Genomic DNA, 14,020 nt, shown 5'->3' with positions numbered 1-14,020 from the left:
TCTAACCGTATGTAATAAAAAACTACCCCAAAAAAACAGGGTAGAAAAGGAAGTATTACCAAGCAGTATAACCAAAGTCATTACTAAAATCTACTGTTGTATTATTCGTAATTTCTATGTTTTTAATTTGATGTTTATAAAGGAACATTGTGTTATCTTCAAAAACTTTATAATTATAATTACCAAATATAGATTTAAGCTGACTATGCGAATTTAAAGGTTCAGAAATATTCCGTTTTGCATTTTTCGATGAGATTACTGCGATATAATTTCCAGAGGGAATACTATTAATACTATAATTCCCATTCTTATCTACTAAAGTTCTATATACATTTTTCAACTCAGTTTTATTATCAAGCCAATCGAATAATTCTTGTTTAGTGTAACTTGGATATGTTGCAGTTGTTGAAAATAGATAAACTGTAGCACCTGTATCTCCTAAAGTACCAATGAAGTCGTTATACTTCCAAACAACCGTACCCTTTATAGCACCGTTTCCTCTGCTGGTGTTGGATGTATTTGGATTACTAGAAACTTTACCAGATTTTATATATTGCTCTGTTCTATTTATAAAAGCTTTTAGGTGCGTTTGAGTCAATTTATTATTAGGCTTAAATGTACCATCAGAATAACCAGCTGTTATACCAGCAGCTACTAATTGTTGAATCGCATTATATGCACTATTTTCTCGAGGGACATCTTTAAACGTAGCATTCCCTGTAGGTAATTTTGAACCAAAAGCTCTTGAAATAAAAATCGCAATATGTGCTCTAGTTAATTCTTGCGAGGGCTTGAATGTACCATCAGAATATCCACTTACAATTCCTTTATCAACTGCTGATTGGATATAACCACTTGCGTAGTGACTTTTCGGAACATCTTTAAATTGTGTTGCTCTTTGAGTACCATCCAATCCTAAAAGCTTCCCAATTTCAACAATTGATTCGGCACGATTTGAAACCTTTTCTGCAGCATTCACTTCTGAACTATTAAATGAAAGAATAGACAAAATTAATACAAAAAACAATGAACATAACACTTTTCTCATATGTATACCTCCACATTTTATTCTAGAATCCACCCTTTAATACTAATATCTAAACCTAAATTGCATTACATTAGTATCACCCCTATAAGATAAGATTACCATCAAACCAATTTTTTTGAAATATTTTTATAGTAAGGGATTAAGGCATAAAAAAATACGCCCTTCTAAACAGTGATTCCACTGTCTAAAAATGGCGTTATAAAAACTCGAAGTATAATTGCTATTTCAGTTTTTCTATCATTTATTGCTAAAAGCTGTACGTTTAGCTAGCCATCATGTCGATACGGATTTTGTCTGCTATCATAGCAATGAACTCACTATTCGTCGGCTTGGATTTCAAATGATGGACTGTGTAACCAAACATCGACGAAATGGATTCATAATTGCCACGATTCCATGCCACTTCAATAGCATGACGAATAGCACGTTCAACGCGTGATGGTGTTGTGTTGAATTTTTTTGCAATTTCCGGATATAAAATTTTTGTCACAGATCCTAATAATTCAATATCTTCGAATACCATTTGAATGGCTTCGCGCAAATAAGAGTACCCTTTAATATGAGCAGGTACACCAATTTCTTTAATGATGGCTGTAATTGTGCTGTCTAATTGATGCTGATTTAATTTTTGAGGCACTGTTGGTTGTAAAACGCTTGTCTTTTTAGGAAGTGTCGCCTTCTGTCCAGCACAGTGTAAAATCTTTTGTACCAATTGGTCAAATTCAAATGGCTTTAGCATGAAATAGGAAGCCCCTAAATCTACAGCCTGCTTCATGACATCTTCTTGGCCAAAGGCTGTTAACATAATTACTTGGACTGATGACATTTTCTCATTTTGATACATCGATTCTAAAACAGCTAAGCCGTCAAGATGAGGCATAATTATATCTAGAAGTAAAATATCAGGTGTAAATTCCTCAAGCATTTGTAGACAAATTTTTCCATTTGAAGCTGTCGCAATAATTTCTATTTCGGCATGTCCCTGGAAATATTGCTCCATTGTTTTTAATAACTCACGATTATCATCTGCAATCGCTACTTTTACCTTTGTCATTTCAATTCCTCCTTCTGGACTTGCTTTGGACACTCCAAAGCGTTAACCTAACCCCTAAATGCCGTTTTTGGCACACTGTGGAATTTTCGACATTTTTGTTTAAAAACCTTTTTCATTTCCAAAAATGAGTATGTAGTCCGATACTTTCTTTTAATATCGACAAGTTGCGCTAAATAATGGCAAACTGTCGAAATGCTCTTATTACCTATTTTAGATAAAAAAATAAGATAAAACTACAGTTTTTTTAAATATCATGACTCCTTAAGGTTATTATGAGAAATACTTGTTGAATTCAAGGTCTTTTTAACAAAAAGGTAAAAATCCGCAAGTCTCCAGCGGCACCTGTTCTGCCTGCGGAAAATGCGGATTTTTACCAAATGCCATCCCTCTTTTTAGGAAGACTTTCTTAACATTTCAGCTACCGTTAGAGCTGCTCCCTTTTTCGGCTCCTCCACAAACATATGTGTCACAGCACCGACAAACCGACCGTCTTGAATGATAGGACTGCCACTCATTCCTTGCAAAATTCCACCCGTTTTTTCAATGAGCTTTTCGTCAGATACTATAAATTCAAGTCGTTCATTTTCAACCTTTGTTATTTCAATGGAAAAAGTTTCGACTTTACGGCCTTCAATCGCCGTATATATTTCCGCTTTCCCCGTTTTTATATCCTTTTCATGCATAATTTCAATCGCTTTGGGTAATCTTTGTGGATAGCCTTCTTCCCAACGGCCAAAAATTCCATAAACAGTATTTTTATCTATACTCCCTAAACGTTCCTGATGTTTTTCAATGGAGGAGATTTTGTATCCCGGTTGGCCAGGCATACTTTTACGGATTTGTTGAATGGAAGCTAAAAAAATGGAGCCAGCTCTAAATACAGGGGCTTCTTGTAGGGTTGAATCAACAATTTGATGACCTAGTGCGCCATAGTTTTTTGTCTCTGGATCAATATAAGTCAGTGTTCCTACTCCATCTGTTTCATCTTTTAAAAAGGATATGATGTGCTCTGCTTCTTGATTTTGTAATTCAAGTGTAACTTGTTTTCCGTCATTATTGATCGTCCATTTCTGTTGGCCTTCTTTAGCCATAGCTTGTTTGGCATCTGCCAGCGATTTTACAGGTATATCATTAATTTTTTCAATCACTGCGCCGCCTTTCATCCACTGATTGGAAGCTAACAGTACATCATGCGCTACAAACACATGCGATAATTGAAGTTGGATTCCAATGGCTTCTCCCATCGGTATAAGCTTTTTGGCGGCTAAAGCTTGTATAGGCATCACTAACAAAAAGATGAGCATAGGCAAAATGACTAATTGACGCCAACGACGATTCATACGACACCTCCTTTTCATTTTTGTCTTTTTACTATGTGTTGTTGTGGCATTCTTATAAGCGGTAAATATTTGTGCAAAAAGAAAAAAACCAGAAACAGTATCAACAACTGTTTCTGGAATATGCTTAACGCATTTGTTTTTTACGTTCTTCTGCCATGGTTAATAACTCTGTTGCATGCTGTAGCGTTAAAGCAGTAATTTCTGTTCCAGACATCATACGGCTGACTTCTTCAATCCGTGCCTTCTGATCAATTTCTGATAAAGAAGTAAATGTTCGATCATGTTCGACTTCTTTTTTTATAAAGTAATGATGATCAGCCATTGCTGCAACTTGAGGTAAGTGTGAAATGCAAAGCACTTGGGAATTAATGGATACTGCAGCAATTTTTTCTGCAATGGCCTGCGCTACTCTTCCACTAACACCTGTGTCCACTTCATCAAAAATGATGGATGTAATACCATTCGAAGAAGAGAAAATGGTTTTCAGCGCCAGCATCATTCGTGATAACTCTCCTCCCGAAGCAATTTTCGGTAAGGACTTTGGTGGTTCTCCAACATTGGTAGAAATATAGAAAACAATTTGATCTTTTCCATTTGCATCGAAATATGACAATTCTTCAAAATTGACAATGAATTTAGCTTTTTCCATATGTAATTCACGTAACTCTGCCATAATGGCTTCACTTAACTGTTGGGCAGCAGCTTTACGCACGGTTGAAAGTTCTGCAGCAAGCTCATTGAGCACCGATTCCATTTCAAGCACTCTTCGCTCTTTCACCTGCAAAATTTCATCACGATTGAGCAGTTCATTTAACTCTATTTTTATTTTTTCAAAATACGCTAAAATGTCCTCCACTGTCGAACCATATTTGCGTTTTAAATTTTGGAATAAAGCTAACCGTTGCTCCACCTCATTTAAACGTGCTGGATCAAACTCTAACTCATCTAATACATTTTTGACCTGATAAGCCGCATCTTGTAGCGCATAAAATGCCGTTGTCACTGCCTCGGAAGCTTCTTTGAATTGTTCATCCACTGTTGCTGCATCGTCCAAAGCTCCCATTGCATTACCAATCCAATCAAGACCTTTTGATTCTCCCTGAATAGCCTCATAGGCAGCACTAGAGCGCTCAAAAATTTTATTGTAATTCATGAGTCGACGGCGTTCATCAAGAAGCTCATCTTCCTCACCTAGCCTTAAATTGGCTTCTTCTAGCTCTTTTATTTGAAATTGATACAAATCAATGCGTTGTGCCATCAATTGTTCATCAATAGAAATTGAAGCCAGGTCCTTTTTCAGCATTCGATATTCTTCATATTGTTCGCTGTATGTTTTTTGAATAGGCAACAGCTGTTCTTCTGCAAACTGGTCGAGTAAATTGATATGTTGTTTTTCATCCATCAGCTCTTGATTTTCATGTTGGCCATGAATATCAATAAGACTCGCACCAATTTCCCTCAGCACTGATAATGGCACAAGTTTACCATTTACACGGCAAATACTTTTCCCAGAATCATTTAAATCACGACGTAAAATAACTGTATCTTCTTCAATTTCAATGCCTGCTTCTTCTAATTTTTTCAGCACTGGATGCGTGGAATTCGAAATTTGAAATAAACCACCTAATTCTGCTTTCCTTGCTCCATGACGAATAAATTCAGTATTTCCCCGCCCACCAGCAAGTAAATGAACAGCATCAATGATAATTGATTTACCAGCACCAGTTTCCCCAGTTAGCACTGTCAATCCTTCTGAAAAACTTACAGTCAAATCCTCAATGATAGCAAAGTTTCGGATACTAAGCTCTCTTAACACTAATTGTCACCTCTGAATCCATTTCCCCATTTTTTAAAGCATGTCTAGTAAGCGATTTTTTGTATTTTCCCGCTCCTTTTCATCTCGACAAATAATTAAAATGGTATCGTCTCCAGAAATTGTACCTAAAATTTCTGGCCAATCTAAATGGTCTAATAAGGATGCAATCGCATTCGCATTTCCAGGAAGAGCTTTCATCACTAAAAAGTGCGAAGCTCCATCAATGCTGATAAAGGCATCCGCTAATGCGCGATGTAATTTTTGTACTGGGTTAAATCTTTGATCTGCGGGCAAGCTATACTTATAGCGGCCGTCCTGTAATGGTACTTTCACCAAATGTAGCTCTTTGATATCACGGGATACCGTAGCTTGTGTCACATTATAGCCTGCATCTTTTAGAAAATCGACTAAATCATCTTGTGTTTCAATTTCATGATTAGCAATAATATCCCTAATCCGTATATGTCGTTGTCCTTTATTCATCATAGCCACCTCTAATAAATAATTAATTATGTGTATAATCACACTACCATTTTCAACAAAAAAGCACAAGAAAAAACACGGCTCTATAAGCGAGCACGTGTTATTTTAAAGAATTATGCGCTTCTTCTACGAGTGCATTAAAAGCTGTATATGCAGGAATGTCTTCTTCTCCAACAGGATTCACTAAATGGAATAAAAATTCAATATTTCCTTCTCCACCTGTTATCGGGGAATAAGAAGCATCCTTCACCACAAATCCAACTTCTGTGGCCATTGCTGCCGTTTTTTCTAATACTTCAAGATGGACTTTTTTATCACGAACGATACCTTTTTTTCCAACCTTATCTTTTCCCGCTTCAAACTGCGGCTTCACCAATGCCATGACATCGCCACCTGGTAGCAATAATGTCTTTAACACCGGTAAAATTAATGATAAAGAAATAAAACTAACATCTATTGTTGCAAAATCAGGTAACCCTTCAGATAAATCTGCCGCCGTAGTATATCGGAAATTAGTTTTTTCCATGACAGTCACACGTTCATCCGACCGAATTTTCCATGCTAATTGATTGGAGCCAACATCCAGCGCATAGCAATGTCTTGCTCCATGCTGCAACGCACAATCTGTAAATCCACCTGTAGAGGAGCCAATGTCAAGCATCAGCTTCCCTTCTACAGACATATCAAAAATTTGTAGGGCCTTTTCAAGCTTCAGACCACCACGACTAACATATTTTAAATCGGAGCCTTTTACTTGTAGAGGGGAATCGATAGCAATTTTTTCTCCTGCTTTATCGATACGTATTTCATTTGAAAAAACAAGTCCTGCCATAATGGAACGTTTTGCTTTTTCTCTTGTTTCACATAATCCACGCTCTACTAGTAAAATATCCACGCGTTCTTTTGGTTGTTTTGTCATTATTTATTCAAACCTACTTGCTGTTTTTGTTGAAGTAATACCTGCATACGCGCTACCGCATCCTCTGCTGTCATATGAATTTCTTCAAGCAGCTGATCGACATTACCATGCTCGATATATTGATCTGGAATACCCATACGATCAACAATTGCATTAAGATAGCCATGGTCATGAGCAAATTCTAATACGCCGCTGCCAAATCCACCTTTTAGAACCGCTTCTTCAATCGTTAAAATCGGTTTATGATTAGATAAAATTCGATGTAGCATATCCTTATCCATTGGTTTGATAAAGCGTGCATTGACCACCTCAATATCAATACCTTGCTGTGCTAACATGTCTGCTGCTTGCATGGCCATCGGAATCGTTGTGCCAAATGTTAAAATGGAAGCGTCTTTTCCTTCTCGTAAAACTTCCCAGCTACCAATTGGTAATGCCACAAGCTCATCATCTAGTGGTACACCAATCCCATTACCACGTGGATAACGTAACGCAATTGGACCTCCATCATACTCAATAGCTGTTTTCACCATATGCTGCCCCTCATTCTCATCCTTAGGCATCATGATCGTCATGTTTGGAATATGACGAAGGAAAGCGATATCAAATACGCCCTGATGTGTTTCCCCGTCTGCCCCAACTAAACCAGCACGATCAATACCGATAAAGACATTTAGATTCGGACGTGCAATATCATGTAAAACTTGGTCATAAGCACGTTGTAGGAATGTGGAATAAATCGCTAAAAATGGCTTCATATTTTGTGTAGCTAAACCTGCTGCCATTGTTGCTGCATGCTGCTCAGCAATCCCCACGTCAAAGAAACGATTTGGAAAATCCTGTTGAATACCTTGTAATTTTGACCCGACAGGCATAGCAGGTGTGATCGTCACGATTCGCTCATCTTCATGAGCAATTTTACGAACAGTTTCTGCAATTAAACTACTCCATGCTGGGCCTTTTGTCTCTGACTTAACAAAGGCACCATTTTCAATTTTATAAGGACCTGTTCCATGCCAATTACCAATTGTATCGTCTTCAGCAGGTTTATAGCCCTTCCCTTTTTTCGTAATCACGTGAACCAGGACTGGCCCTTTCACTTTTTTTGCATGGGATAATGTCATTTCCAATGCTTCAAAATCATGACCATCAATAGGACCAAGATATTTAAAGCCTAGTTCTTCAAAAAAGACCCCTGACACCACTAAATATTTTAAGCTATCCTTCAAGCGTTCCGCAGTAGATGCAAGCTTCCCACCTAATACCGGAATTTTATTAATCAGTGATTCGAGCTCTTCTTTGGCTTTTGAATACTCCTTGGCAGTACGCAAACGTCCTAAAACACTGTGAAGCGCACCAACATTTGGAGCAATGGACATTTCATTATCATTTAGGATGACAATCATATTCGTTTTCGCATGTCCGATATGATTTAACGCTTCAAGCGCCATACCGCCAGTTAAAGCGCCATCCCCAATAATAGGAATTACATAGTTATGTTCTTTTTTTATATCACGTGCTGCTGCCATACCCATGGCTGCTGATAAGGAAGTTGAGCTATGACCTGTTTCCCATTCATCATGTTCACTCTCCACGCGCTTTGGAAATCCACAAAGCCCTTTGAACTGACGTAGTGTGTCAAATTGACTCGCACGACCTGTTAAAATTTTATGCACGTAAGCTTGGTGGCCAACATCCCACAAAAACTTATCTTTTGGACTGTCAAACATTTTATGCAACATCATCGTAAGCTCGACTACTCCTAAATTCGGCCCGATATGTCCACCTGTGACAGAACATTTTTCGATTAAGAAGGTACGAATTTCTTGCGCTACCTGCTCAAGCTCCTTCTTATTTAAGTTTTTTAAAAAGGATGGACTAGTTATTTTATTTAAATCCACCTTTCTCACACACCTTTTCAATAAAATATTCACCGCATTTGTTTTCACTATTATAGCAGTGTTATCAATATGCTAAAAGCACGAGCACTTCATTGTTTACAATTTGTAAACGTTCCCACCTATTCTAGCATATTCTTTTCCTTCAATGCCTTGATTTTCTCTTAGTTTTTACGATGAACAATATATGCCGCAAAGTCTCGTAACAAGCTAGCATCTATTGGTAATTGATCGAGTGCATTAATGGCATGTTGATAATGCTCCGCAAGCTTTTCTTTCGCTCCATCTAGCGTTAAAAGTGCTGGATAAGTACTCTTATCACTAGCTACATCTTTGCCTGCCGTTTTCCCTAGTTCTTCTGTTGTCCCTTCGATATCTAAAATATCGTCTTGGATTTGGAAAGCTAGGCCGATGTGATGGGCATATTCCTTCAATGTAGCACGGTCTTGTTTAGACGCGTCTGCTAATACGGCTCCCGCTTCAATACTAAATCTTAATAAAGCACCAGTTTTATTGACATGGACTTGTTCCAGTTCCGTTAAATCAAGCTGACGCTGCTCACCCTCCATATCGAGTACTTGACCACCAACCATGCCTTCAGCACCTGCGGCAACGCTTAATAACTGCACAAGCTCTATACGCTTTTCAGCCGTTACATCCATGCGCGCTAAAATACCAAATGCCAATGTGTTTAATGCATCACCAGCTAGTGTTGCAAGTGCTTCTCCATAAACTTTGTGGTTTGTTGGCTTTCCTCTTCTAAAATCATCATTATCCATGCTTGGTAAATCATCATGAATTAACGAGTACGTATGAATGATTTCAATGACAGCCCCTACAATTAAACCATCCTGTAAATTTTTTCGGTAAAGCTCAAGGACAGCTAATACAAAAAGTGGTCGTATACGTTTTCCGCCCGCCTTTAATGAATATAACATGGAGTCCTTTAAATCTACTGGAGCATCAATTTTTGAAACAAGTGCAAACATCGTTTCTTCGATTTGTGGTATGTTGCTTTCAATAAAGTACTTTAATGGCTCATTCATTTCCTAATTCTCTCCCTTTAGTGGATCAAATGCTGTTGTTTCGCCTGTCTCTTGGACAATAGATACTAGCTGCTCTTCAGCATGTTGCAGCTTACTATGGCAAAACTTTGATAGCTCCATTCCTTGCTTGTATAAATCAATCGCATTTTCCAATGGCACATCGCCTTGTTCTAGCTGGCGAACTATTTCTTCCAATGCCGTCATAGCCTCTGCGAAAGTTTGTTGCTTTTCTGTCACAACGATTCCCCCTCATTCTTTGGCAAAATATCCTTCACTTCAGCCACAACCTTCCCATCATGGAAAGCTAATGTCAGATAATCCTGTTCTTGTACTTCAGTGGATGATTTGATCATATGTTGATCTTTATAAGCGACTGTAAATCCTCTTGTTAAAATGGATAGTGGATTTAATGCTTCTAGTGTTCGAATGGTTGCCTCAAATTGTTGTTGCTGCTTCGCTACATAATACGTTGCAGCACGTGTTAACTGTTGCATGCGCGCTTCTAGCTCCCGTTGATGGAAAGCAAGTGCTTTTTTTGGTGAATGTTGTGCCACCGTACTATGTAATTGTTGAAGCTGTGCACTCTTCTTCATCAAATCTACTTGCATGGCTGTTTGCAATCCTGACTCGAGCTGTGCCAATCTTTCAGTAAACGGTCGATAAAGTCTTTCTGGCATTGACAATGGATAAGACTGTTGGAGCTTATTAAGACGTTGTCGTTCAGCCATAAGTTGCGACCTAACCATTTGGTGAATTTGAGATTTTTGTGAAAGTACCCGCTGGAATAGCTCCGTTTGATCTGGTACTGCCATCTCTGCGGCTGCTGTTGGTGTAGGTGCGCGTAAATCAGAGACATAGTCGGCAATTGTCGTATCTGTTTCATGACCGACTGCGCTAATAATAGGGATTCGACTTTCAAAAATAGCTCTCGCTACTATTTCTTCATTGAATGCCCATAAGTCCTCGATAGAGCCTCCCCCTCGTCCGACAATCAACACTTGACACGTAGCATCTTGATTGGCACGTTGAATATTTTGCACAATATTTGGTGCCGCCTGTGCTCCTTGAACGAGTGTAGGGTAAATCAGAATTTCAGCTAGAGGGTAACGTCTCTTTAAAGTCGTACAAATATCTCGAATCGCTGCTCCTGTTGTTGATGTTAGCACACCAATTTTTTCAGGAAACTTTGGGATCGATTGTTTCCAATCTAATTTAAAAAGCCCTTCTTTTTGTAATTGTTCTTTTAATTGATTAAAGGCAACAAATAGACTACCGATACCATCCGGTTGCATTTCTTGGACATATAGCTGATAAGTCCCATAGCCTTCGTAAACGTTTACATCCCCACGAATAAATACTTGCATACCTTCTTTTGGTTCAAATGCTAATTTCGTGGCAGCCGCTTTAAACATCGTGGCAGCAATTCTTGCCCCATCATCCTTTAATGTAAAGTAAATATGGCCAGATTGATGAATTTTCACATTTGATAGTTCGCCTTTCACATACACTTCGCGTAGGTGAGGGTCCGCATCGAATTTTCGTTTAATATATTTTGTTAATGCTTTTACAGTTAAATAAGAAGCAGAGGACATGTTTTCGGCTCCTTTACTAAGATCAAGTTTTTCACAAAAACTACACCTATCATAACATTTTTTACTGGTGTTGACGCGTTTAAATGCAGTTTCGCTAGAAAAAATGCCTGTCTTTTATCTATCAAAAAACAACTATAACATATTCATACACGTTCTAACTAATAGAAATTGACTATTCAATGAATAACAAAAGAAGGTCTCATAACAACAGTTGTTATGAGACTTTACATTTTAATAGAATAATAATAATAATGTTCCTACAATAAAACAGTAGTACGTAAAATAGCTAAGTTTACCACTTTTCATAATGCCCATAAACCAACGCATGGCAAAGTACGTCATAATAAGTGTAGCTAGAAAAGTGGCTGCATATGGAAGCGCTAACGCACCTTTATTAGGCTCACCTAAAAAATCAGTTATTCCTAATACAACCCCACCTAAGCTTACTGGAATATAAAGCATAAAGGAGAAACGTAATGCCGTATCCTGTCTCATACCTACTGCAATAGCTGAAATAATCGTAGCACCTGATCGGCTAATACCTGGTGTGAGAGCGACTGCTTGCCCTAACCCAACAATAATGGCATCCTTCGTACTTAAATCTGCATCTTTTTTCTTCCCACGCATATTACGAATCAACCATAATGCCGCACCCGTAACAAACAACATGAGTGCAATTGTCGTCATGCTCACATTGTCTCCAATAACATCACTTAATAATACTCCTAAAACGCCCGCCGGAATTGAACCGATAATAATATACAAAGCAAAACGAAAATCAGCATTATAGCGCTTCTCACGTGTTTTCAAGTACAAGAAGAAATGGGAAATCAATCGCACTATATCCTCACGATAAATATAAACAATAGCAAGTAACGAAGCTGTATTGGTTAGAATGGCGAACGTAAACCCTTGTTCACCAAGCCCTAGTATTTCGCTGGCAATCATCACATGTCCACTTGACGATACGGGAATTGGTTCTGTAAACCCTTGGACAAGGCCAATAATGATATGCTTCACAATTAACACAATATCGATATTTTCCATAAAAACCTCCTACTAAGTATGTATGTCCCAAACGTTACATTAGACGTCAAAATTAGCATAAAAGTTCTGGCATCGATCCATAAAAAAAGTCATCTCAACACGATATTGAGATGACTTCTGGAAAAGGCTATTTAATTAGCAAGCTTATTTTCAGCTGCTTGCACAGTGTTGAATAGTAACATGGTGATGGTCATCGGTCCAACACCGCCTGGAACAGGGGTGATATGAGACGCTATACCATCTACTTCAGCAAAGTTTACGTCGCCGCATAATTTATTGTTGTCATCACGATTAATGCCAACATCAATTACAACAGCCCCTTCTTTCACATGCTCTTTTGTAATAAAGTTTGCACGTCCAACAGCAGCAATTAATATATCCGCTTGTTTTGTAAATGAAGGTAAATCTGGCGTTTTGGAATGTGTATACGTAACCGTAGCATCTTTTTGCAATAGTAGTTGTCCCATTGGCTTACCAACAATATGACTACGTCCTACGATTACAGCATGTTTTCCTGCAATTTCAATTCCTGAATACTCAAGAAGCTTCATTACGCCAAAAGGAGTACAAGGTAAAAATGTTTCTTGGCCAAGCATCATTTTCCCAACACTGACAGGTGAGAAGCCATCAACATCCTTCTCGACAGCAATTGTCGCGATGACTGTATCCTCATCAATATGTTTTGGAAGTGGTAATTGTACTAAAATACCGTGAATATCTTCACGTTGATTTAATTGTTGAATTTGTGTTAATAATTCCTCTTGCTTCGTTTCTTCTGGTAATTTAATCAGTTCCGAATACATACCAATTGCTTCACAAGATTTTTGCTTATTTCTCACATATGTAGCTGAAGCTTGGTTGTCCCCAACTAACACAACCGCTAAACCAGGTGTTAACCCCTGTTCTTTTAAACGAATTACACGCTCTGCTACAGCATTACGAATTTCTTGACCAATCTCTTTACCATTAATAATTGCACTTGACATAAACCTTCGTTACTCCTTCCAATTCAACACATTATTCTTGTTCTGTAAATTTAGAAAGTACACCATTGACGAATTTAGATGAACTATCATCGCCAAATGTTTTACATAACTCGATTGCTTCGTTTAGTACTACTCTTTTTGGTGTTTCTGGCATGTATAACAGCTCGTATACAGCTAGGCGTAAAACAGTTCTTTCAATTTTGGGTAAACGGGCAAGTGACCACTTTTCAAGATGCTGTTCTAATGTAGCATCAATTTCCTCCAAATGTTCAGCTGTTCCAGTAACAATTTTTTCGTAGAAGACATTTGTCGGTTGGCCTTTAATATGACCCATTGCTTCTTCAACTGTTAAATCTGTATTGTCTAGCTGAAACAAAACTTGCAACGCTTTTTCGCGTGCTTCATGTCGTTTCATGTAAAGCTCTCCTTCTTAAGTGGCATTAAGGTTTATAATAGCATAAAATCGCCCGAGAAACACGATTTCAAGCAAGTTTTCAATAATCTGAAACCTTTTTCAAGAAACTTTTTGCGCATCTAACAATTCATGTTAAGCATTCCAAAATGATTGTTTAAATCACAAAATGTTATAATAAAGAAAATTGAAAGAATCTTCAGAGGTGTTCACAATGCAATATGAAGCTATTTGCACAAGCTGTAAAAAACCATTCAAGCTCCGAGAGGGTGAAGCACAATATAAACAAATGAAAGAACGTAAAGCTCACCTATTTTATTGCGAAGAGTGCAAGCATAAAATTCGCTTTGATGCCATCCGAAACTTCTTTAGCTACTAG

Annotated in this window: 14 protein-coding genes; 1 reads left to right on the top strand and 13 read right to left on the bottom strand. The window is 37.9% G+C overall.

From position 1 onward, the window contains the following. Positions 1-55 precede the first annotated feature (55 nt). The 13 genes from ACP3VS_RS05685 to nusB form a co-directional block, all read right to left on the bottom strand. Entirely contained in the window at positions 56-1,048 is a 993-nt protein-coding gene (locus ACP3VS_RS05685; protein WP_031417416.1) for an S-layer homology domain-containing protein, read from the bottom strand. 262 nt (positions 1,049-1,310) lie between these two features. Continuing rightward, positions 1,311-2,102, bottom strand: a complete 792-nt coding sequence (spo0A, locus tag ACP3VS_RS05680; protein ID WP_031417414.1) for a sporulation transcription factor Spo0A — start codon at positions 2,100-2,102, stop codon at positions 1,311-1,313. Between the two features lie 392 nt (positions 2,103-2,494). Next, complete coding sequence (locus tag ACP3VS_RS05675; protein WP_036162057.1) at positions 2,495-3,442, bottom strand: SpoIVB peptidase S55 domain-containing protein; 948 nt, start codon at positions 3,440-3,442, stop codon at positions 2,495-2,497. A gap of 124 nt (positions 3,443-3,566) precedes the next feature. Next, on the bottom strand, positions 3,567-5,258 hold the full coding sequence (gene recN / locus ACP3VS_RS05670; RefSeq protein ID WP_036164101.1) for a DNA repair protein RecN: 1,692 nt from the start codon (positions 5,256-5,258) through the stop codon (positions 3,567-3,569). A 33-nt stretch (positions 5,259-5,291) separates the two neighbouring features. Continuing rightward, complete coding sequence (gene ahrC, locus ACP3VS_RS05665; RefSeq protein WP_426388495.1) at positions 5,292-5,741, bottom strand: transcriptional regulator AhrC/ArgR; 450 nt, start codon at positions 5,739-5,741, stop codon at positions 5,292-5,294. A gap of 100 nt (positions 5,742-5,841) precedes the next feature. After that, positions 5,842-6,660: a TlyA family RNA methyltransferase gene (locus ACP3VS_RS05660; protein WP_012295056.1), complete on the bottom strand. Its 819-nt coding sequence runs from the start codon at positions 6,658-6,660 to the stop codon at positions 5,842-5,844. Continuing rightward, positions 6,660-8,561: a 1-deoxy-D-xylulose-5-phosphate synthase gene (dxs, locus tag ACP3VS_RS05655; RefSeq protein WP_012295057.1), complete on the bottom strand. Its 1,902-nt coding sequence runs from the start codon at positions 8,559-8,561 to the stop codon at positions 6,660-6,662. Before dxs ends, ACP3VS_RS05660 begins: the two co-directional genes overlap by 1 nt. A gap of 161 nt (positions 8,562-8,722) precedes the next feature. Next, entirely contained in the window at positions 8,723-9,604 is an 882-nt protein-coding gene (locus ACP3VS_RS05650; RefSeq protein WP_012295058.1) for a polyprenyl synthetase family protein, read from the bottom strand. 3 nt (positions 9,605-9,607) lie between these two features. Further along, on the bottom strand, positions 9,608-9,841 hold the full coding sequence (xseB, locus tag ACP3VS_RS05645) for an exodeoxyribonuclease VII small subunit (RefSeq protein WP_008179899.1): 234 nt from the start codon (positions 9,839-9,841) through the stop codon (positions 9,608-9,610). Next, complete coding sequence (xseA, locus tag ACP3VS_RS05640; RefSeq protein WP_031417408.1) at positions 9,838-11,196, bottom strand: exodeoxyribonuclease VII large subunit; 1,359 nt, start codon at positions 11,194-11,196, stop codon at positions 9,838-9,840. The genes xseB and xseA overlap by 4 nt, the downstream gene beginning before the upstream one ends. A gap of 231 nt (positions 11,197-11,427) precedes the next feature. After that, entirely contained in the window at positions 11,428-12,243 is an 816-nt protein-coding gene (locus ACP3VS_RS05635) for an undecaprenyl-diphosphate phosphatase (protein ID WP_012295060.1), read from the bottom strand. A gap of 131 nt (positions 12,244-12,374) precedes the next feature. After that, on the bottom strand, positions 12,375-13,229 hold the full coding sequence (folD, locus tag ACP3VS_RS05630; protein WP_012295061.1) for a bifunctional methylenetetrahydrofolate dehydrogenase/methenyltetrahydrofolate cyclohydrolase FolD: 855 nt from the start codon (positions 13,227-13,229) through the stop codon (positions 12,375-12,377). Positions 13,230-13,260: 31 nt separating this feature from the next. After that, positions 13,261-13,644 (bottom strand): transcription antitermination factor NusB, encoded by a 384-nt coding sequence (gene nusB / locus ACP3VS_RS05625; protein ID WP_012295062.1) that lies wholly within the window; start codon positions 13,642-13,644, stop codon positions 13,261-13,263. Positions 13,645-13,855: 211 nt separating this feature from the next. Here nusB and ACP3VS_RS05620 point away from each other — a divergent pair, with 211 nt between their 5' ends. Then, positions 13,856-14,020 carry a DUF2197 domain-containing protein gene (locus ACP3VS_RS05620; RefSeq protein ID WP_012295063.1) on the top strand — a complete coding sequence of 55 codons (165 nt, stop codon included), beginning with the start codon at positions 13,856-13,858 and terminating at the stop codon, positions 14,018-14,020.

It is taken from the genome of Lysinibacillus sp. VIII_CA (assembly GCF_049943995.1).
Classification (GTDB): Bacteria; Bacillota; Bacilli; order Bacillales_A; family Planococcaceae; genus Lysinibacillus; species Lysinibacillus pinottii.
Note: the sequence above shows the minus strand (reverse complement) of the source record. Positions and strands in the feature narration are given on the sequence as shown.